Source organism: Pinirhizobacter soli (assembly GCF_015905305.1).
In the GTDB taxonomy this organism is placed as follows: Bacteria; Pseudomonadota; Gammaproteobacteria; order Xanthomonadales; family Rhodanobacteraceae; genus Pinirhizobacter; species Pinirhizobacter soli.
Genome location: NZ_JADZLQ010000003.1, coordinates 696,100 through 715,489, shown reverse-complemented (window position 1 = coordinate 715,489; position 19,390 = coordinate 696,100). Strand labels below are relative to the sequence as shown.

The 19,390-nt window shown below is 58.2% G+C and carries 17 protein-coding genes and 1 tRNA gene; 13 read left to right on the top strand and 5 right to left on the bottom strand.

All coding sequences use genetic code 11. The features are described from left to right. Positions 1-18: 18 nt before the first annotated feature. The 3 genes from dtd to NDK18_RS16420 all read left to right on the top strand — a co-directional run bounded on the left by dtd (position 19) and on the right by NDK18_RS16420 (position 3,772). Complete coding sequence (gene dtd / locus NDK18_RS16430) at positions 19-459, top strand: D-aminoacyl-tRNA deacylase (RefSeq protein ID WP_250628400.1); 441 nt, start codon at positions 19-21, stop codon at positions 457-459. Between the two features lie 177 nt (positions 460-636). After that, positions 637-2,499 carry an RNA polymerase sigma factor RpoD gene (gene rpoD / locus NDK18_RS16425; RefSeq protein ID WP_250626488.1) on the top strand — a complete coding sequence of 621 codons (1,863 nt, stop codon included), beginning with the start codon at positions 637-639 and terminating at the stop codon, positions 2,497-2,499. Positions 2,500-2,638: 139 nt separating this feature from the next. After that, a complete protein-coding gene (locus NDK18_RS16420; protein WP_250628399.1) occupies positions 2,639-3,772 on the top strand; it encodes a glycosyltransferase in 1,134 nt (377 codons plus the stop codon). A gap of 46 nt (positions 3,773-3,818) precedes the next feature. Here the strand turns inward: NDK18_RS16420 and NDK18_RS16415 are convergent, their stop codons facing one another. From NDK18_RS16415 to NDK18_RS16400, 4 genes are all read right to left on the bottom strand, one after another. Beyond that, a complete protein-coding gene (locus tag NDK18_RS16415; protein ID WP_250626485.1) occupies positions 3,819-4,190 on the bottom strand; it encodes a nuclear transport factor 2 family protein in 372 nt (123 codons plus the stop codon). Positions 4,191-4,302: 112 nt separating this feature from the next. Then, a complete protein-coding gene (locus NDK18_RS16410) occupies positions 4,303-6,276 on the bottom strand; it encodes an SPFH domain-containing protein (protein WP_250628398.1) in 1,974 nt (657 codons plus the stop codon). Positions 6,277-6,428: 152 nt separating this feature from the next. Further along, positions 6,429-6,956, bottom strand: coding sequence for a DUF2170 family protein (locus NDK18_RS16405; protein WP_250626483.1), 528 nt, complete (start codon positions 6,954-6,956; stop codon positions 6,429-6,431). A gap of 222 nt (positions 6,957-7,178) precedes the next feature. Beyond that, positions 7,179-7,382, bottom strand: a complete 204-nt coding sequence (locus NDK18_RS16400) for a hypothetical protein (RefSeq protein ID WP_250626482.1) — start codon at positions 7,380-7,382, stop codon at positions 7,179-7,181. Between the two features lie 128 nt (positions 7,383-7,510). Here NDK18_RS16400 and NDK18_RS16395 point away from each other — a divergent pair. From NDK18_RS16395 to NDK18_RS16355, 9 genes are all read left to right on the top strand, one after another. Then, positions 7,511-7,586, top strand: a tRNA-Ile gene (locus tag NDK18_RS16395). 350 nt (positions 7,587-7,936) lie between these two features. After that, on the top strand, positions 7,937-8,962 hold the full coding sequence (locus NDK18_RS16390; RefSeq protein WP_250628397.1) for a hypothetical protein: 1,026 nt from the start codon (positions 7,937-7,939) through the stop codon (positions 8,960-8,962). Next, the gene (locus tag NDK18_RS16385) at positions 8,962-9,471 is read left to right on the top strand and encodes a hypothetical protein (RefSeq protein WP_250628396.1); all 510 of its coding nucleotides are present in this window, start codon (positions 8,962-8,964) and stop codon (positions 9,469-9,471) included. Before NDK18_RS16390 ends, NDK18_RS16385 begins: the two co-directional genes overlap by 1 nt. Positions 9,472-9,898: 427 nt before the next feature. Next, positions 9,899-11,020 carry a hypothetical protein gene (locus tag NDK18_RS16380; protein ID WP_250628395.1) on the top strand — a complete coding sequence of 374 codons (1,122 nt, stop codon included), beginning with the start codon at positions 9,899-9,901 and terminating at the stop codon, positions 11,018-11,020. 235 nt (positions 11,021-11,255) lie between these two features. Next, positions 11,256-13,154 carry an HAD hydrolase family protein gene (locus tag NDK18_RS16375; protein WP_250628394.1) on the top strand — a complete coding sequence of 633 codons (1,899 nt, stop codon included), beginning with the start codon at positions 11,256-11,258 and terminating at the stop codon, positions 13,152-13,154. 1 nt (position 13,155) lies between these two features. Beyond that, positions 13,156-14,301 (top strand): phosphoribosyltransferase-like protein, encoded by a 1,146-nt coding sequence (locus tag NDK18_RS16370; RefSeq protein ID WP_250628393.1) that lies wholly within the window; start codon positions 13,156-13,158, stop codon positions 14,299-14,301. 5 nt (positions 14,302-14,306) lie between these two features. After that, a complete protein-coding gene (locus NDK18_RS16365; RefSeq protein WP_250628392.1) occupies positions 14,307-16,244 on the top strand; it encodes a hypothetical protein in 1,938 nt (645 codons plus the stop codon). Further along, the gene (locus NDK18_RS16360) at positions 16,241-17,380 is read left to right on the top strand and encodes a hypothetical protein (RefSeq protein WP_250628391.1); all 1,140 of its coding nucleotides are present in this window, start codon (positions 16,241-16,243) and stop codon (positions 17,378-17,380) included. Before NDK18_RS16365 ends, NDK18_RS16360 begins: the two co-directional genes overlap by 4 nt. Continuing rightward, on the top strand, positions 17,359-18,354 hold the full coding sequence (locus NDK18_RS16355; protein ID WP_250628390.1) for a PfkB family carbohydrate kinase: 996 nt from the start codon (positions 17,359-17,361) through the stop codon (positions 18,352-18,354). Before NDK18_RS16360 ends, NDK18_RS16355 begins: the two co-directional genes overlap by 22 nt. Here the strand turns inward: NDK18_RS16355 and NDK18_RS16350 are convergent. After that, on the bottom strand, positions 18,329-18,700 hold the full coding sequence (locus NDK18_RS16350) for a hypothetical protein (RefSeq protein WP_250628389.1): 372 nt from the start codon (positions 18,698-18,700) through the stop codon (positions 18,329-18,331). The genes NDK18_RS16355 and NDK18_RS16350 overlap by 26 nt on opposite strands. A gap of 61 nt (positions 18,701-18,761) precedes the next feature. On the opposite strand from NDK18_RS16350, the gene ybiA reads away from it, so the two are divergent. Next, positions 18,762-19,283: a riboflavin biosynthesis intermediates N-glycosidase gene (gene ybiA / locus NDK18_RS16345; RefSeq protein WP_250628388.1), complete on the top strand. Its 522-nt coding sequence runs from the start codon at positions 18,762-18,764 to the stop codon at positions 19,281-19,283. Positions 19,284-19,390: the final 107 nt, after the last annotated feature.

The following is a 19,390-nucleotide window of genomic DNA, read 5'->3' as shown; positions in this document are numbered from 1 at the left end:
GCCGCTAAATTCGCAGGCATGATTGCCCTTATCCAGCGTGTCAGTTCCGCCCATGTCGAAGTGGACGGCGAAAGCATCGGGGCCATCGGCGCGGGACTGCTTGCCCTGGTCGCGGTGGAGCCCGGCGACGGCGAAACCCAGGCCAGGCGCATGGTCGAACGCCTGCTCGGCTACCGGGTGTTCGCCGACGAGGCCGGGAAAATGAACCGTTCCCTTACCGACACCGGCGGCGGCCTGCTGCTGGTAAGCCAGTTCACCCTCGCCGCCGACACCCGGAAGGGCATGCGGCCTAGCTTTACCTCAGCCGCCGCCCCGGAAGAGGGCCGGCTGTGGTTCGACCGGCTGGTGGACTTGGCGCGTGCTGCCTACCCGGGGGTGGAAACCGGCCGGTTCGGTGCCCATATGATGGTTCACCTGTGCAACGACGGCCCTGCGACCTTCCATCTGGAGGTTCGCTGATCCCGGCCGATAACCGTGGCACCAGGCCTCGCCGGTGAAGTTGCCCGGGCCAAGGACATGGATACCGACGACATGGCGCGATTCTTGCGTGCCTGTCCGACCGCCCATGTTCTTGATACTGGTCATAAAATCACCATATTGGTATAATGGTTAGTCATGCAGATAGCGGCGGTCGGAATGAATAGCAAAGCCCACGAGCAGCAATCGGAAATCAAACAGCTCATTTCCAAGGGGCTCGAACAGGGCTACCTGACTTACGCTGAAATCAACGATCACCTCCCCGACGACATCGTCGATCCGGAGCAGATCGAAGACATCATGGCGGTGCTCAAGGGCGTCGGCATCGAAGTACACGACGCCGCCCCGGACACCGACACCATCGCCGACGGTGCCTCGCCGGGCGCCACCGGCGACGACGAAGCCGCTGCCGAAGAAGCCGTGGCCCTGCTGTCGGCGGTCGACGCCGAAGTCGGCCGCACCACGGATCCCGTCCGCATGTACATGCGCGAGATGGGCACGGTGGAACTGCTCACCCGCGAAGGCGAAATCGCCATCGCCAAGCGCATCGAGGAAGGCCTGAACCAGGTGCAGACCGCCCTGGCCAGCTTCCCGCTCACCATCCAGCTGCTGCTGGAGGAATACGACCAGCACCTGGAAGGCAAGCGTCGCCTGTCCGAGATCCTGGCAGGCTTCGCCGACCTTGAAGAACTGGCCGACCAGGAGAAAGCCCTGGCCGCCGAGGCCGCGCTGAACGCCCCGCCGGTGGAAGAAACCGACGAGGAAGAAACCGACGACACCGTCGAGGAAGAGGAAGCCGGCCCGACCGGTCCCGATCCCGAAGAGGTCAAGCGCCGCATGGAAGAACTGCGCTCGCTCAGCGCGAAGTTCCAGAAGGCAGCGCCCAAGGCCGAGATCAACGACAAGAAGGTGTTGAAGATCCGCGACCAGATGGCCGAGGCCTTCCTGAAGCTGAAGCTTCCGTCCGCGCTGATCGACGGCTTCGTGCGCAAGCTGCGCGAGGTGGTGAACGACATCCGTCACCACGAGCGCGTGCTGATGGACATCTTCGTCAAGCAGGTGAAGATGCCGCGCGCGGAATTCCTCAAGACCTTCCCCTCCAACGAAGGCAACCTGGAGTGGGCCGCCGAGCTCGGCCGCAAGCGCCAGAAGTGGTCGCCGAACATCAAGACCTACCGCGAGGCCATCGACGGTGAGCAGGAAAAACTCGCCACCATCGAGCGCACGCTGTACCTGCCGCTGACCGACATCAAGGACATCAACCGCGCGATGAGCGTGGGTGAGGCCAAGGCCCGCCGCGCCAAGAAGGAAATGGTCGAGGCGAACCTGCGCCTGGTGATCTCCATCGCCAAGAAGTACACCAACCGCGGCCTGCAGTTCCTCGATCTGATCCAGGAAGGCAACATCGGCCTGATGAAGGCCGTGGACAAGTTCGAATACCGTCGCGGCTACAAGTTCTCAACCTACGCCACGTGGTGGATCCGCCAGGCCATCACCCGCTCGATCGCCGACCAGGCACGCACCATCCGTATCCCGGTGCACATGATCGAAACGATCAACAAGTTGAACCGCATTTCCCGCCAGATGCTGCAGCAGTTCGGCCGCGAGCCGACGCCTGAAGAGCTGGCCAAGGAAATGGAGATGCCCGAGGACAAGATCCGCAAGGTGCTGAAGATCGCCAAGGAACCCATCTCGATGGAGACTCCGATCGGCGACGACGAAGATTCGCACCTTGGCGATTTCATCGAGGACACCAACGCCAGCTCGCCGATCGAATCGGCGACGGAGACGGGCCTGATGGAAACCGTCCGCGACATCCTGGCCGGCCTCACCCCGCGGGAAGCGAAGGTGCTGCGCATGCGCTTCGGCATCGACATGAATACCGACCACACCCTCGAGGAGGTTGGTAAGCAGTTCGATGTCACACGTGAGCGTATTCGCCAGATCGAGGCGAAAGCGTTGCGCAAGCTGCGTCATCCGAGCCGCTCGGAGCAGCTGCGGTCGTTCCTCGATATCGATTGATATCCAGGGCGTCTGGCAGTCAGGAATAAGGCCCGCTTCGGCGGGCCTTTTCTTTGGCTGCGCAAGGCGGTCTTTTCCTGCAAGCGTAAGGATGGCCCGGCGATACCATGGTTGTCGTTGAATCGAATGGCAGGACGCCATGCAGGACACAAGCCCACCGTCGATGGTCGTCGACATTCCCGTCGGCGGGATCGAGGTTGATTCCCATACGGGTGTCGATACCGCGCTGGTCGATGGGCAAAGGCTGCCTGTGCAGTTCGACCTCGACCAACGCGTCTGGACGACCGCGCATCAGGACGGCACCCCATCGCTAGCACTTGCATGCCTCAATGATGACTCGCGCCTGCGGCGAGTCGAACTCCCCGGCATGCCAGCCGTACCGCTCAACGCCAGGCCAATACCGCAGTTTCTTCACTTCGTGTGGGTAGGTCATCGCCTTATGCCCGAAGCGCTCGTAAACCGCGTGCTGCTGAACGCGTTGCGCACACCAGGCTTTCGGACCATCGTTCATGTGGGCATGGATGACCCTTCGCTGCTGGCCGCCATGCGTAACCGACTGACTGATCGAGTGCCATGGGTCAATGTGCTCAGTCTTGATGACGAGCCGTGCTTTTCCGCGTTCCGAGAATTGCCGGTCCATCGTTACTACCGCGCTTTCATTGAAGAGACAACGCGAAACTATGGCGCCGCCTCGGATCTCCTGCGGCTCTGGCTAGTTTATGCGTACGGCGGCGTGTACCTGGATGTCGACGACGTATTCGCCGACGAGGTCGATATCAATGCTCACCTGCTGGCAGCCCGGGGCGATCTTCTTCTTGGTAGCCGCTATAGCGATCCGCTACACGGCTTCGCCGGATACAACCAGAGTCATTTCGCCAGTCACGCGGGTAACCCCGTACTGATGTGCATGCTCGATGAAGCGTGCCTGCGCCTTGAAGCATCGCCTGCGTTCTTCGCCGATCGCCCATGGGGCAGGCCCGGGGAGCCGGAAGATCACCGGATGAATGCCTACATCCGTGCCGTGTTTCACCTGACAGGGCCCCAGCTATTCACTGACATGATTTCAGCGCTTCGACCCGACATAGCGTCTGTCGAGGCTAACCTCCTGCGCGCGATGGAAGTACTGCACTACTCCCCGGATCGACCTCGATACCGCGCCGAATCGTACCTGGCGACTGCCAACGCAGCCCTGATGCATTACCTACCGTTTCGTGATGGGCCGTTTCGGGTGGTAATCGGTAGTGCGGGATCATGGAACGATCAGAACGTCTAGAAGAAAGAGCCCGCGTTCGCGGGCACTTTCTCCACTACCCTAAAGCTCACCCCATATCGTAGAAGAACTGCTCGCGATCGATCTTGTCGTTCTTCACGTGATAGACGCAAATTTCGGTCATCTCTATGCGGCCGTGTTCCTTCATCGTCACGTCCAAGGTCATCGCGAGGCTGAACCAGTTGCCGGCCACGGTGGCGTCGCTGATCTTGACGCCGTGCATTTCCTTCACGCTCGCCTGGAAGGCCTCGCCCTTCTTGAAAATCGCGTCCAATCCCTTGACGTCGCCCATATCGGCCTGGTGTGAACCCGGCGCCTCGAAGCTTTCGGCATCCTGCGCGTAAAGCTCCTTTTGCGCCGCCTCGAACTCACCGCTCCGACACAGCTCCACCAAACGCTTGGCTACCGATTCAGTGCTCATCGCTGTCGCTCCAGGGGATAGGGACCCCGAGGGTACGCCCGGAGTCGTGACGAAAGAAGGACCAATTCGTGGACCTTCCCTGGTCCATCGCCATCCATGTCAACCGTAGGGCCTACAGCTGCGACACGGCCAGCTTGCGGTCGGGCTCGGCGTTGTCCACCTTCTCCGCCAGCAGAGAGCTTGCCAGCTGGATCAGCGAGCCCAGGCCGTTGCCGCCTTCGCCACCCAGGACGATCTTCGGCACGATGGCGACCTGGCCGTCGCGAATGGCATCGGCGAACTGTGAGCCGAGCGTGTTGATCAGCTGCAGGCGGGCGCCCTCGCCCGTCAGCGCCGTGGACTTGGCCTGGATGGCCTCGGCCTCGGCCTTACCCACCGCGGCGATGGCGGACGCGCGGCCGCTACCTTCAGCCGTCAGGCGGCCGCGCTCGGCATCGGCGTCGATGCGGATCACCTCGGCGCGGCGGTCGGCCTCGACCACCGCAGCCTCACCCACATTGCGCTTGATCTGGATGTGGATCATCGAGTTGGTGAGCTCGGCCTGGATGTCCGTCTTGGCGCGGGCTTCGCGCAACGAACGCTCCTTGGCGGTGGATTGCTCCTGCAGTTCGAAGGTGGCCACCTGCTCCAGTGCCACCTGGCGGTCACGCAACTGGTTCAGCAGCGCGTCGATGCGGCTGCCTGAGGCGTTGCCGGCACTACCGTGCGGCGTGCCGATCAGTACCTCCTGCAGTTCCAGGTTGTAGAGGGCGAAGCGCGACTTCATGTCGACGCCTGCGATCTCCTGGATGTCCGCGCGATTCTGGATCAGCTGGATCAAGGTCTTTGTCTGGCCGATGTTCTTGAAATAGGCACTGACCATCGGGTCGAGCGTCTGGTCGACCAGGCGCTTGATGTCACCGAAGCGCTGCACCACCAGCGGGGCTTTCCTATAGTCGATGTGCACCACCACCGACAGCGGGAGCAGCGGCTCGAAAGCATCCTTGGTGATCAGCGACACTTCGGTCAGGTTCTCATCGAACTTGTGCACGTTGGTCACCTCCGGCGTCCACTTCAAGATGAAGTTGGTGGTCGGCACCAGCTGGATCTTGCCGGCGTAGGTATTGAAGGCGTACTTGCCCGGCAGCAGCGGCTCCTTCCACACGCCGCGGCAATCGCTGTCTACCAATTCGCCGTGGGAATACCCCTCGCCCGAGCGGTCCGCGCCGGTCTTCCCGATGTAGGAAACCACCACGCCCACGAAACCCACCGGTACGACGGTCTTGGGAATGAAGTCCACCGTGGCGAACAGGCGATTGATGTAATACGTGCCCTCCACCAGCACCTGGTGCTGGCGGCCGCGGTAGCCGCCGGCGCGCAGGAAGGCGTCGATGTTCTGGAAGTTGTTGTGGAAGGTGGCCTTGTTGGCCGGGTCGTGGCCAGCGCGCGGGGCGACGATCTCGTCCGGCGGCAGCACCGGGCCGTCGTGGATGGTCACCACGCCCAGCATGTCGTGGCCGTTTTCCTCATTGGCCGTGGACTGCCGGCCGACGATCACCACCGGCGAAAAACCACCGCGCTGCGAGAGCACCGTGCCCATCTGCTCGATGGTGCCGCGTTCATCCTGCGACAACAGCAGGCCATGCACATGCGACGCGGTGATGATGGCGAACTGCGCCACGTTCAGTGCGTACGTACCTTCGCGCAGGATCATCCGTTGCGGGCCCTTCTGGCCGCCGGCCTTCAGGAACTCGGCCACGTCTTCCACACCGGTGTCCACCGTGCGGCCGAGCGCCTGGCCGTCGAGCAGGTCGTGGCCATCGCGGGCAAAGATGTAGCCGATCTCACCCTGCGGGATGGTGACCAGCTCCGCCTTGTGCACGCGGTACTGGAACGGGAAGAAATAATGCAGGCCGCCGCGCAGCACGGCCGGCTGGTAACCGACTTCACCTTTTAGTGCGATAAGGCCACGCGCGATCGAGGCGGCGCCCCACAGGCGCTCCACGATACCGACGCGATCGTTGGGGATGTAGACAATGGCGCGCGACGCATACACCAGCAGCGCCAGCACAGCGACACCTACCGAAGTTGCAACAAGCCAGGTCATTTCGAAGTTCCTTTGACAGGTAGAAGATCCGGCGCGATGCCGGGGAGTTGGAAAGTGGTCGTGGGTGCGCAGGCGAGCGGCCGACGGCGCCCGCCTGACGAACGCGGGCGGGAACACGGCTTTGCGTTGTGAGTGGCCCTTGCTTGCTCGGCTTACCCGATCAGGTGGGAGAGCTCGCCCATGGCGAGCGTTGCGTTCTGGCCCAGCACGTCGAGCTCCTCGACGATGTTGGCCAGCGGGGCATGCGAAGAGATCTGGCCGAACAGCACGTAGTGATTGCCCACCAGCCCCACGTTCGACAACGGCATCACGGGCCCCAGGCGCAGGCAGGCCTCGTTGAAGGCATCAGGGCGTTGCACCGACCGCTGTTCGCACAACGGCGTGGACACGTGCACCTCGTCCTCGCTGACGGCAATGCTCACCGGCTGGTCGCCGTAGTCGCGCAGGCGGAACGCGACGGACGGCGGCGCCTTGTGCAGGCGCAAGTCGGCCAGCTGACGGTGCTCGCCGGCATGACTGGCCAGGGCGTCGTGCAGCGTCTGGGTGGTCCATTTGTCGTTCATCGCGTTGAAGTCCATGTGCGCCACCAGGGCATCGGTGTGCGCGCCACGAACATGCCGCAGGAACCGGCGCACCAGTTCCTGCTCGGCCTCGGTCATGTAGATCCTGGGGATCGTCATGCCCATCCGGGTCATCCGATCACGGAACGCCCGCTGGCGCTGCGCTCCGGTGGTGACTGGTTTCTGGGCTGACATGGACGTAGGGTTCAGGTGTTACGCGTAACGTTAGGCGTAACTTACGCCTGTCGGTCGGCGTTACACAATTACGAGGCAAGTTTCCGAAGGCCGGATAAGACAAAGCCCGCACTGTGCGGGCTTTGTCGATAACGCCTGGCGCAAGGCTCAGTGATGGATGACGACCGTCCGATGGACCGGATGGTGCACCACGCGGTGATGAACGACGCGGTGATGGACCACCCGATGCGGCGGTACATGATGCACGGGGTGATGAATCACATGATGCGGCGGGTAAGGCTGGGCGAACACAGCCGGCGCGGCAAAGGCCGCGGCCAGGGTGAGGCAGGCGCTGGCAATCAGTCGTTTCATCGCAAACCTCCAGTGGGGGAACTGGAAGATAGAGTGCCGTGCCCACCGTGAACGGCGAGGCTTCGCAAGAACATGCGGAAGGGTATCGTTCAATTCCAAAGGTTTGGCTACACTTGGCGGCCGCACGCGGGCCTATAGCTCAATGGTTAGAGCAGAGGACTCATAATCCTTTGGTTCCAGGTTCGAGTCCTGGTGGGCCCACCAATCAAAGTGCAGGCCAGTGACGCCTGTAGTTATCCCAGCGTCAAACGTCACTTTTGACACTTTCGACTGGTTTTCGGATTGACGCTTTCGACTGGTTTCCAGTCGCGAACCTTTAATACAAGCGTTTTACGCACCCTCGCACGTCACCCAAACTTGGGAAGAGCGCTCCATTTCGGCTGCCCGTTTGCCACCGTAGACGTCGAGCTAAGCGTTGCCTGTTGAAAGCAGCACGCCATCAGGTCGGGATTCGTACCCGCATTCCGACCCCTCGTCCAGCTTGTAGGCTTTCGCTGATAGCGCGTAGTCCCTCCCGGGAGTAAATTGCCCCGAAACACGGATGGAGTTAGGGGATGTCGGTTAGAGCCGAGTTGGCAAAAATTGCCTTTTACAACATTGAAGCCTGTGGCTATTACGCGTTCGCACAGCCGACGAAAGAACAGTTTGGAGGTGCTTCAACGGTTCTGGGCGACACGCTTGCCTGGTCAGCGGGAAAAAACTTTGAGGACACATTGAGTCCGGGGTCTGGAGATGACGCTGGCACTTATCTTTTTGACATCTGCCAAAACTCTGGCGGAGACTTTCTCGTAACTACGTGGAACGAGGCCGCCTCGACGAACGGAAGAGTGGCGTCAGTGCCGCGCCAAGCGACGGTTGGCTCCGGCACAGTGGTTATGAACAAGGTATCAAAAAATACGATCCCCGGTCACGCCACGTATTTTTGGGTTATCCCGTCAAAAAACGTGCTGGCTACGGTCACCTTTCAGCATTCGCAGAATGGTCAGTCTGCGTTTCAAAAATACATGGAGTCATATTTAAAATGGAGCTCTTCGTTTGTAGTGCGCGACCCAAGTGACCGGACGAAAATTATCGGCTATTCCACCAGCCCTGGAAATCCAAATACACCAGCGCTTGATTTATACCCTCGTTTCCGTACGAAAGCAGCTGTCAATCAAGCTCATCACAAAGATCTAGTCGATAATTACGCTCGCATCACCAAGGTAATCCGAAAAACGCTGCTCAACTTAAGGAGTAGCGACGATCTCGAGTTATGGCAGCGATTCCTTAGGCGGGCGCACATGAGTGCGGTGCAACCTGGCGGTACGAAGGGCGTCCCGATCCAATATCAAGTCTCCAAGACAGTTTCGCGCTCCGAACTACTAACTATGATTAAGGCTTGGAAAGATTCTTCAAGGACTCGGTATGAGGATTACGGATTTGTATTGAAGGGCGACCCAAAAGTCTATTGGCTAAGCCACTCGCTCATCAAAGATGAGATCGAACTCAAAGTTAGTCGAGACAATGATGAGGCGGTAAATGGCAAAAGCCTGATTAAGGCTTTACATTCCAGAGCGTCACATCTGTTACAACTGTTCTAGTGAAAACTCGAAACGTCTTATTAGTTTTCCCACTGGCATTAGTTGCCGGCATAGCTTCATTTTATTTTGGCAGGGCTGTTCCTTTTGCAAGCCAGTGGCCATTGTTCGAGGCATTGCGTTCTACGGCGGCCATTATCTTTGCGGTTATAGGCGCGTGGTTCGCAATTATATACCCCGAAAAGCTCAAGTTTTCATTTGGAAAAGTCGCCGATACGTCTGGTGATGGCTCGCGCGCAAGCTCGCTATTCATGCCAATTGTACACTCGACATTCATTTTGTCGTCTGTTCTCGCGGTCGGTGTTATAGCGCCGATCCTGAAATATCTTCCGATTGTCCGCGAGCACGTGTCCACTTGCCGTGGCCTTTCCTATCTCGTGTTAGTAACGCTCACAGCCTGGCAGATTGGCACGGTCATAATGACGCTGATCCCTGCGGACCTTGTGAAAACCAAGGTTGATGAATCAAATAGAGCGAGACGAGCACTTGATAACCTCGAACATCGCGAGTGATGGCTTCGGGAACGTTAGCCGGTGTGATGTTTCGGCTCAAATAGGGCCCGCAACGGCACTGTGTGCGATATATCCACAATACGAGCCTTAAAATAGCGGCACCCGCGAGCTTCACGAGACCGCGCCGAATCGCATCGTCTACACAGCGTGCGAGCGAGCGGTCGGAGATGTGGCAGAGGTCAAGAATCCGCTGCGCCGTCCCTAGCGAATGCTAGGCATTTTCGGCACGAAATCCCAACGATTTTTAGGTGGCAGAAGATAGACACCGGATTTTTGGAAATACTCCGTGCGAACGGCACAGCGAGCCCGTTTTGCATATGCTGTGAACACAACGCTTCCTGGGGCCGCCGCGACCCCGCCGGACAGCAGCGCGATAGGGACAGTGACCACGGTCACGTACAACTCACAGGAACGAGCACGTACACGCATGCAAAAACTACTTGATCTACTTGGCCTCGTCGGCAAGTCTAGCGACGATCTGACACGTGCGGCAAAACTAGTGTTCTTCGCCGCCGTCCTGATGGGCGCCTATTATCTCGCCATCTATATCAACGCCATTGGCCTGGCACTCCCAGTGAATATTGGTTCAATGGTGACCCTGGTTTTAGTCTTTGGCCTCACGGCGGCTATTGTCGTAGCGGTCGTCGTCTTCTACATATGCGCTGGGGCGAGTACGACCCTGACCGCCTTTGGGGAACGCTTTGCTGATCTTCTGAATATCAGCCCAAGTGGCATGTACTTGCCGTCTGTGGGCCAGCAGCTAAAGACCCTAATGGTCATCTTCATCTTGCCCCAGATGATCGCTGGCGTACTGATGTTCGATTATCTTAATTGGACGCCCCGGCGGTTGGCGGTCATTGGCGTGGGAATATTCATTCTCCCTATTAGCTATGGCTGCCTTCGTCTACGATGTCGCGAACAGTGGGCCTCCACGCAGGCCGACCTGAAGAAATCACGGCGCCTTCTCAAGTCGTACTTGGCGGTAGCTGCATCGATCTTCCTGCTCAATGGGATGGCGTCCTTCAGTGGCTTCCTCTTTCTCTTCCTGCTGGATCTTCGGGGAATACTCACATCAGCATCCGCATTCGCCGCCGGCATATTACTGGTCATTTTTGTCAACACCATCGCAGTGACGAGTCGTGTGAGCCCGGGCCTGAAAACGGGCACTCCCGTCATCAGCAAGACCGGCGAAGTACTGGTACAGGACGGAACCTATCGGTCGAACGGTCCATTCGCGGCCCTCGTGCTTATCGCCATCAGTTCCTTTCCGTTGGTCGCCGAGCAGGTCACGGCAGCGACGCTCAACTTGCTCGGCCTAGGCGGAGGTGAAACTCGGACCCTCTACCTGCCAGCAGATGACAGGTCGTCGTTCCCGCCAGCTCTGATTGACCACTGCGACACGACCTACAAGACATGCACGTCAAAGCCTTTGCAAGTGCTTCTTGACGCAGGAGAGGTGATGTTCGTCCATCTTCCCGTTGGAAAGAATCAAACGATGTATCGAGTTCGCTCAGCCGACCTCTCCGAGTCATGGGAACGGCGGCCGTAACCTGTCGGCCTCTGGTACTACACACTGTTTTGGACGGGCGAACAACGAGGTCGGATCTTGTGCCGGCACTGTCACCGTGGCTCGAGTCTTGATATCCGTGGAGAGCATGTCGGCATTGATCGAAACTAGCGACCCCATATCCCAGTGGCCCATGACTCGTCGCCGCCGGGGTACGATCTCCAACCATGAGACAGCCTTGTTCAAGGCTGGAGCGTCGCACGACCAGGGAAATACTATGGGGAAGCCGTACCAACAAGAGCTCGCGCAACTGGTGAACACCACGCGAGAGGCTTTTTTGATTCCAATTGACCGCCTGAAACGAGCCGTTGAAGACAGCTCGGCGCACGGCTTGGTCATCGTGGCTTCCGGCGGGTCGCAGTCTGCAGCTCATTACCTCGCAGAACTGCACCAGGAAGCAGTGGGACATGCCTGCAGGATTGTGACGCCCCTAGTTTTTCAAAGTAGTCCAGCTTACGCGCAACGAAATGTTTGGCTGCTTAGTGCCGGAGGTCGGAATCCGGATATCCTTGATGCGGGTCGACATGCGATCGTATCGAATGCCCACTCGGTTACGGCGCTAGTCGCGGCTGAGGACACACCACTAGAACAACTGCTCTCGGCTTACGGTGCAAGCCGCACTATCTCCTTCACGTTGTCCGCCGGAAAGGATGGATTTCTCGCGAGCAATAGTCTTTGGGCGTACTGTCTGCTGCTGGAACGAGCATATCGTGCTGTGTTTGGGACTCAGGCACCGATAACGCAACGTGATTCTGAGGACGTACTGACGTGGGCTCGAAAGGCCGTCGATGATCTCCCGGAATGGACGGGAGATCTTGTAGGAATCGGCGATCCTTACACCATGGTCGGTATGGCCGACTTGGAAATGCGCACCACCGAAGCAGCGCTCGCTAATGTATGGGTCACCGATCTTCGTAACATCGGGCACGGCCGCCACTATTGGTTTGCCACGAAAAAGCGCGCCACCGCCGCGCTGTGCTTGGCTACGGGAGATTACAAGGCGCTTGCAGAGGAAACCGCGCGCTTAATCCGAGACGCGTCGCCGGCATGGGTCATCAATGTCCCCGGGGCTGGCTCCAAGGCTAGATTGGGTTCAATTGCATTCTCGATGCACTTAGCGCAGCTCCTTGGAACGCGCATACGCCGCGATCCCGGGCAACCCGGCATCCCGAGCTTCGGTGAAGCGCTTTACAACCTTTCCATCCCCACGCCCCGATTCGCCACAGACTTGGAGCAGGACGAGCAAGTGATTCTTGCCAAACTAGGACGCCACGCGGAGAAGCTAGGGCGAGGAGAATACGAATACTGGAAAGGACACCTGAATAGGTTTCGCGCCATTCTCGCCTCGACCCAGATACCCGCGGTCGTGTTTGATTTTGATGGGACGCTGATAGAGTCCTCTAGACGCTACGAGCCGATGGACCGCACGATCGTAGCCGAATTGCACCGGTTGCTATCGGCTGGGGTCCGCATAGGCATCGCCACTGGGCGAGGTGAATCCTGCGGAGCCGAATTGCGCAATCAGATCCCGCAAGAACTCTGGGGCCAAGTGGCCATTGGCTACTACAACGGTGCCCTGATCCTCCCGATGGGGGCAATAGAATTGCCTCCTATCGATATCGATCCTGTCATTCTCGAAGTAGAACACCGAATCGAACGCGACGTCCTGTGGCCGAACCGCGGACGCTGCCGCACCTATGCAAAACAGTGCTCTGTTTCCTTACTCGATGGACGTACGCTGAGCGAAGCATGGGCCCAGGTCTCTGCCGCGCTCCGGGACTTAGTCGAGGAAGGTCATATCAGGGTCTGGGTATCGTCCCATTCGATCGACGTTGTCTCCGCTGGCGTTACAAAGCAAAGCGTCGCCAGCTTCCTCGCCTCTCAAGCCAATTGCTTGCCCGAAGACCTCCTGTGCATCGGCGATCGAGGCAGGTGGCCGGGCAACGATTCCGAATTGCTACAGATGCCATTGAGTCTCTCCGCTGACGAATGCTCGAATACTGTAGATCGGTGTTGGAATCTGGCTGGAATTCATCGTCGCCAAGTTTCAGCAACATGCTATCAGCTAAGCCTATTTGATGCGGTCGGAGGAATGCTTCGTTTCAGGGGAGGATGAGATGAACGAGAACACGGCTTTGCGAATGCTGAGCGCCGTCATGGAGTGGGACTTGAACAAGTCTCAAGAGGAGCATCAATGGCTTCGACTTATTTCTGCCGTCAAGTACGATGGTTATCGCGACTTCCAAGCGGGCATGCGCTTTCTTGAGAGCCTCGTGGGTTGGCTCTTGCAGTTCGAATCGAAGGATAGGCCTGCGGCCTATGAGTTCGTCCGCAATCGTCTCGTGTTCATAAGTACGGTGGAGCGAGAGCGGCTCGTCGAGATCATGTATCCGCAGACAGTGCTGCCGAGGCTGCTCAAGAATGTTGCGATGACCAGAGGAATCGCGCCATGGCAGGTCTACACTGATCCTAAGGCAAAGCACCAGCTTGATGTGGCGCGACAACGCACCCTATTTCTCGGCTTGAGCGACGGTGCACGCCTTGATTCTTTCCGACACGTCAACGTTGGGCGAATCTCCAATGAGCAGGTCGTAGTTGGCACTCAGTTGGACGCTGAGAAGTGGCAGGACTTGCGCAAAGAGCTTCAAAAAAGTCTCGTCAAACTAAATTCCGAACAAGAGCCAACTTTCGACACGATCTATCTCGTGGATGACTTCGCTGGATCCGGAACTTCTTTCATTCGCACCGAGGAGGAAGAAGGAAAATCGGTCTGGAAGGGTAAGCTCCTTCGGTTCCTGCGGTCGCTTGGTCGCGCTAATGATGAATTGAAATTGAACTTTCAGTCTAAGGACTGGACGTTAGTCATCCACCATTTGATCGTTACCGATATGGCCGTCGAGCATCTGAAAAAGGCATTGAGCTTAGTTAAAGAGGAGATGAAAGATCTATATCCGTGGTTCGCTAACTTCGAAGTGACTTGGAGTTACCGTCTTCCCTCGAATTTTCCTCTAACACCAGAGGCAGATCCAGATTTCTTCGCACTCACCGGGAAGTACTACGACCCTAGAATTGAGACAGACGCAACCAGGAAAGGAGGCGTCGAACATTTGGGCATGGGATACGCGGGCTGTGCGTTGCCATTGGTACTCGACCACAATACGCCGAACAACACCGTTGCCTTGGTTTGGGCTGAATCCGACGACGAAGCGGGCCCGCATGAAATGCACCCTCTCTTCTATCGTCGCCAACGTCACACGAAGTAATCATCATGCCCAACCCATTCCAACAGCGAGCTAGCGAATACCGACGGAACGAAGCGGAGTTCCTCGCCACTTTGGCGCCATCTCTCTTTCGGATGACCCTCGATGCCTATGATGATCCGCAGGAGTTGTTAAGTAAGACAGCGATCTTCACTGCGCCACCGGGGACGGGAAAAACGACACTGGCAAGGTTTTTTCAATACACAACGCTCAAGCGATTGATGGAGCAGGTTCAGCGGACGTCGGACCACGTTTACCAGGAACTGCAGGATTTCGCAGAAGAGCGCGGTTTCATTCAGGATGGCAAGCTCGTTGTATGCGGCGCCCGTATCTCTTTTGAGCGCGACTACCGGGAGCTGGCACTAATCGGCTATTCACTTCAACGTTCGCATGAATTGATGTTGAGTCTCGTGGGTGCTCGAGCGGTCTTGGCTTGGCGCCAGGTGTTCCAGGACGCCGGAATTCCTATCAATCAGGTGCAGATAGTACCGACACCATTGGGTGACGCGCGCCTCGAGTATCTGGGGGGAAATCGTCTGAACCAGATTGCTGACCGCGCGACTCAGGTCGAGGCGATCATTTACGGGCTAACTGCGAGCTTCATACCACCCAAGGAGGAAGAGCTCCTCGCACAGTTGGGTGGGCAGTTCTACCCGCTTCTGGCAATCGATGGATTCAAAGTGGATGGGCAGGAAGGGACGCTGAAACCGCTTCTGATGATCGACGATGCCCACTGGGCCGATCGAGCCCAACATGACGCGCTAATGGGCCACTTGACACTGCGCGAAGTCACCATGGCGCGCTGGATTCTTCAAAGAATGGAGGCTCTGGACGCAAAGGACACACTTATTTGGGGGCAATCTGCAGCTACCCCCTCCACGGACAATATTCAGCGACGGCGAACGACCGTTGACATCCGCATGACGCAGGCGCCAGAGGAAAAGCGTGGGGCCGTCAGAAGATCATTTCGCCGAGCAGCGGCGGAGATCGCGTCTCGTTATATGGCTCACATTCCGGACCTTTCTAGGAACGGTATCACCTCTCTCGCGGGGCTGGAAATAAAGGCGGATGCAACTGCCAAGCAGAGAGAACTGATACAGCAGCTTCCGGAGAAAGCCGCTTATGAACTAAGGATTCCGTCCTCGCAAGTGGACCAGATTCGGCAGCGCGTCTACGCGTACGTTGGCCGGCAGGCGGACTTCGATACACAGACGATTGCACCAGCCATGGTGGCCATTTTGCTGCACCGGCAGTTCAATCGAATGCCTCAGCGATCATTATTTGACGCAAGCCACGATGAATCCCTTGCCGAGGAGGTGGTGGTCGAGGCCGATGCGGATGTAGCAGCCGGCGCGCAGGTACACCTCTGGCACAAGTTCAGAGTCCCCTACTTGGGCGGCCTAGACGTAGTCGCAGACTTGGGTACCGAGAACGTCGAAACTTTTCTTCAGTTGGCCTGGGAGTTGGTGCGGCTTTTGGAAACGCAGGAAGTCATTCGCGGTGATCGGTCCACGTCCTTGACGGTTAAGCAACAGCACGAGGCGCTTGCAAAGGTTGGTCAGAGAATTGTTAGTGAGTGGAGTTTTCCGCACGCCGTCTCGGTGCGCCGGTTGGTCGACGGCATTTCGGATCTGTGCCTCAAGCGCAGTCTTGAGCCCAATGCGCCGCTGGGCGGAGGCGCCAATGCCGTGGGGATTGAGCAAGTTGCCTTCTCCAAGATCATGGACTATCCGAAGCTGGCCGAAGCGCTTCGGTTCGGCCTCGGGTACAACGCGTTCACCTTGATTCCTGGAAGGAAGACGAAGGGGAAGCTCTGGACGATCCTGGAGCTCGGTGGGCCGATTATTGCCTTCAAAGGGTTGACGCCAAGGAGGGGGGGGTTCGTTCCCGTGCCGCTTAAAACTCTTGTCGAGATGGTAGAGATGATCGAGGGGGGGGCGCAATGAAACAGATGCGATGGCGCGAGGGCCTGAGTCACCGAGGCGCCGACGTGAATACTTTTTTTTCAAGCCTACTCGAACAGCCCGGCCGGTCAGTCCTATATATCGCCGGAGCGGGCTTTGATCCGCGTGCATCGCATCTGGCCCTACTTGTAAGCCAGACGGCCGCCAAGCGAAAGGCGATTCTGATCAGGGAAGATCGGCCTGAGCCTGCTCAGGTACTCGTGGACCGCGCTGAGGCGAATGAAGAGGAACTACGCCACGCCTTTCCCGACCACGAAGTCATACACATTGAGGTCTTCGACGAAGACCATGCCGTCGTAGGCGGTCACCGGATTGTGACCGAGATCCGCAAGCGCGTCCTTGACGAGAATGGCTTGGGCGGGGTCACGGATGTCATCGTGGATATGAGTGCGATATCCATCGGCATCAGCTTCCCCGTTGTTGGTCTTCTGTACAAAATGCTAACTGACAAGCCGCAGCCGAATCTCCATGTCGTTGCCGCGACGGGCGGCCCCGAGGTGGAAACCGCCATTGTTGCCGAGCATGCGGAGAACTATCAGAACCCTTGGGGCTTTAAGGGAAAGGGTTCACCGGGAGATTCACCGGTGCGTCTTTGGATCCCGCAGCTGGCCAACCCTAAGAAGAGAGCTTTCACGATCCTTTTCGAGGAGCTGGATCCCACTGAGACTTGTCCGGTCTTTCCCTTTCCAGCACGCAATCCGCGAAGCGTTGAAATTCTGCTGGATCAGTTCGGTCGCGAACTTTCGGATACCTGGCGCATCGATACCAGACAAATGCTGTTTGCGGCAGAAGATGATCCTCTGGATCTCTATCGCACCTTGTCGCGAATCCATACTTCGCGCGCGGAGGTATATCGGCGTGCGAGTCAGCCAGCGGAAACAGTTCTGTCGCCTATCGGTTCCAAAGCGCTGGCCATTGGCGCCCTACTCGCAGCGCTAGAGCATGAGCTGCCCGTGGCTTACGTCGAAGCACGTCGATTCGAGCCACCTAGTGGGGGCTTCAAGGACGTCGTCGACGAGGCGCGCTTTGTTCACGTCTGGGTGCTTGGCGAAGTGTATGCTGACGCTACCCTCTGCCCGGCATCCGAGCCACCGTCATGCACCGCCCCTACAACCTGAGCGCCCCGCGTTTCTTTGCTGCTGGTTTAGTAGCGCTCGACGTGTTGCGCATCACAGACACACCAGAGCGCATCAGCTTTCGGGCTGGGGGGACGGCGGGCAACGTAGCAGCCATTTTGGGAGCGTTGGGTTGGCCCGCGGAACTGGCCGGCCCCTCGGATGATTCGCTCGCTTACACGTTGATGCGCGATGACCTTCAGCTTTGCGGCGTTCAGTACCACGGGGTTCATCGCGCGGCTGTTCCGGTGATTGTGGAAGAGCTAGCCAAGTGCGCCGAACATCGGTTCCTATTCGACTGCCCGTCCTGCGGGCGAGCCCTGCCCCGCTATCGACGCGCGCAAGAGGTGCTGGCTTCCGGTTGGTCAACTGCGTCACGCGTGATCGATGTTTTTTTTGCCGATCGTCTATCCGATGAAATCATGACAATGGCCGACATAGCCAAAAAACATGGCGCGTTCGTAGTCTACGAGCCATCGGACTCCGCGGACGAACCTTGGACAGGCGCTATGTTGGCCATGGCTGACATGGTCAAATACTCGGCAGAGCGAGCGTCTGCATTGGCGTGGCTGACGAAAGGGGATTACCTGGAGATCCGTACCCAAGGAGCTCGAGGATTACAGTGGCGTTGGCCCAAGCAGCAGATAGCACGCTGGCAGTCGATGGACGCGGTGAGCGCGTCTCGCGTCGTGGATACATGTGGAGCGGGCGACTGGTTGACCTCCGGTATCCTGATCGGGCTGTTGGAGCAAATGAGGTCGCAATGGGGGTCGATTTCCGCACTGGAGCGCATCTTAAGCAACGCCCAGCAGTTGGCCGCCTGGAGTTGCGGCTACGCTGGCGCGCGCGGTGGCCTCTATGAATCGGGGCCGTCGGTCGCGCGTGCAGTGGTGCAACCCGGCGAGCCCTCACTGGTGGTACACGACCCACTCCCTGAGCCGTCAATTAGCGTCAGCTGCGCTGCTTGTCCGGATTGAACTGTCCCACCTCTGGGGCGCTAACCAGCAGATCCGCCAAATCCCGAAAAACCGCCGACAGCAGGGCCGCCGTTTCGGGTGCCTGCAGAGCCAGCTGACGCGCGTGCAGGGCCAGGGTCACCTCATCTTGAGGCGGAAAGAAATAATTAAAAATATCTTGAAGCGTGTCCGACTTTTGAGGAGGCGAAGCTCTAAGCGCGTGCCCTACCGCACTCACGGAGCGTTCGATTCGTTTCGCCAAGTCCTTCTTTTTTAATTTTCTCGCGCGCAGAGCCTCGATCGAACGCGCCTGCATTTCTGCGGCTTCGGCATCTCGAGCAGCGCGTGGACGTCCAGGACGTTTCAACTTTAGAATTCATTGATTGTTATTTTAAATTAGTTTAAGCTGACAGCGACAGGAGGGCAATATGGCCGCTGAAATCCGGTTCTACAGGGCAAACGAGCAACCCTATGGGGCGTTTAGCAACCTGTATAAACGCTCCATCGAACTCGATGGCGTGATTTACCCAACTTCCGAGCACGCCTACCAGGCGGGCAAAGCGCGTAAGCCAGCTGTTCGAGATTGGCTGTTGTCTGCACCGTCCCCGGCGCTACTCGCCATGGCGGCGCATGGACTCTATTACTGGGATATCACCCCCGGCTGGTCGACGAATAAGTTCGACCGTATGCGCCGAGTGCTGGTTGCGAAGTTCACTCAGCACGAGGATCTCAAGCAACTCCTGCTAAGCACTGGCGAGGCCCGATTGGTGGAATCAGCAACGGTTGACAACGAAGTGAACCGCCTATGGGGAGAGGTAAATGGAGTGGGCCGGAATATGTTGGGCCTGCTATTAATGGAGGTGCGTCAGCAACTGCACGCACAACATATTAAGCCTAAAACGCGCCGGCCCCGCAGTAAGCTAGCAGGAGCGTTGTCGGCAGCGGGCTGACCTCCGCCAACTACTCGACTAAGACTTGAAGTGCGCATTGCAGGGGACCGAAGAGTCCCGTATATGTGGCTACATAGGTGCGCTATCGATGGCGCGATGACCATTGC

Bases quoted from the DNA above. Each gene is read 5' to 3' on its own strand.
- NDK18_RS16355 (WP_250628390.1), top strand. From the start codon at position 17,359: ATGCACCGCCCCTACAACCTGAGCGCCCCGCGTTTCTTTGCTGCTGGT.
- NDK18_RS16390 (WP_250628397.1), top strand. From the start codon at position 7,937: ATGTCGGTTAGAGCCGAGTTGGCAAAAATTGCCTTTTACAACATTGAA.
- NDK18_RS16410 (WP_250628398.1), bottom strand. From the start codon at position 6,276: ATGACCTGGCTTGTTGCAACTTCGGTAGGTGTCGCTGTGCTGGCGCTG.
- NDK18_RS16380 (WP_250628395.1), top strand. From the start codon at position 9,899: ATGCAAAAACTACTTGATCTACTTGGCCTCGTCGGCAAGTCTAGCGAC.
- dtd (WP_250628400.1), top strand. From the start codon at position 19: ATGATTGCCCTTATCCAGCGTGTCAGTTCCGCCCATGTCGAAGTGGAC.
- NDK18_RS16375 (WP_250628394.1), top strand. From the start codon at position 11,256: ATGGGGAAGCCGTACCAACAAGAGCTCGCGCAACTGGTGAACACCACG.
- NDK18_RS16365 (WP_250628392.1), top strand. From the start codon at position 14,307: ATGCCCAACCCATTCCAACAGCGAGCTAGCGAATACCGACGGAACGAA.
- NDK18_RS16400 (WP_250626482.1), bottom strand. From the start codon at position 7,382: ATGAAACGACTGATTGCCAGCGCCTGCCTCACCCTGGCCGCGGCCTTT.
- ybiA (WP_250628388.1), top strand. From the start codon at position 18,762: ATGGCCGCTGAAATCCGGTTCTACAGGGCAAACGAGCAACCCTATGGG.
- NDK18_RS16420 (WP_250628399.1), top strand. From the start codon at position 2,639: ATGCAGGACACAAGCCCACCGTCGATGGTCGTCGACATTCCCGTCGGC.
- NDK18_RS16405 (WP_250626483.1), bottom strand. From the start codon at position 6,956: ATGACGATCCCCAGGATCTACATGACCGAGGCCGAGCAGGAACTGGTG.
- rpoD (WP_250626488.1), top strand. From the start codon at position 637: ATGAATAGCAAAGCCCACGAGCAGCAATCGGAAATCAAACAGCTCATT.
- NDK18_RS16415 (WP_250626485.1), bottom strand. From the start codon at position 4,190: ATGAGCACTGAATCGGTAGCCAAGCGTTTGGTGGAGCTGTGTCGGAGC.
- NDK18_RS16360 (WP_250628391.1), top strand. From the start codon at position 16,241: ATGAAACAGATGCGATGGCGCGAGGGCCTGAGTCACCGAGGCGCCGAC.
- NDK18_RS16370 (WP_250628393.1), top strand. From the start codon at position 13,156: ATGAACGAGAACACGGCTTTGCGAATGCTGAGCGCCGTCATGGAGTGG.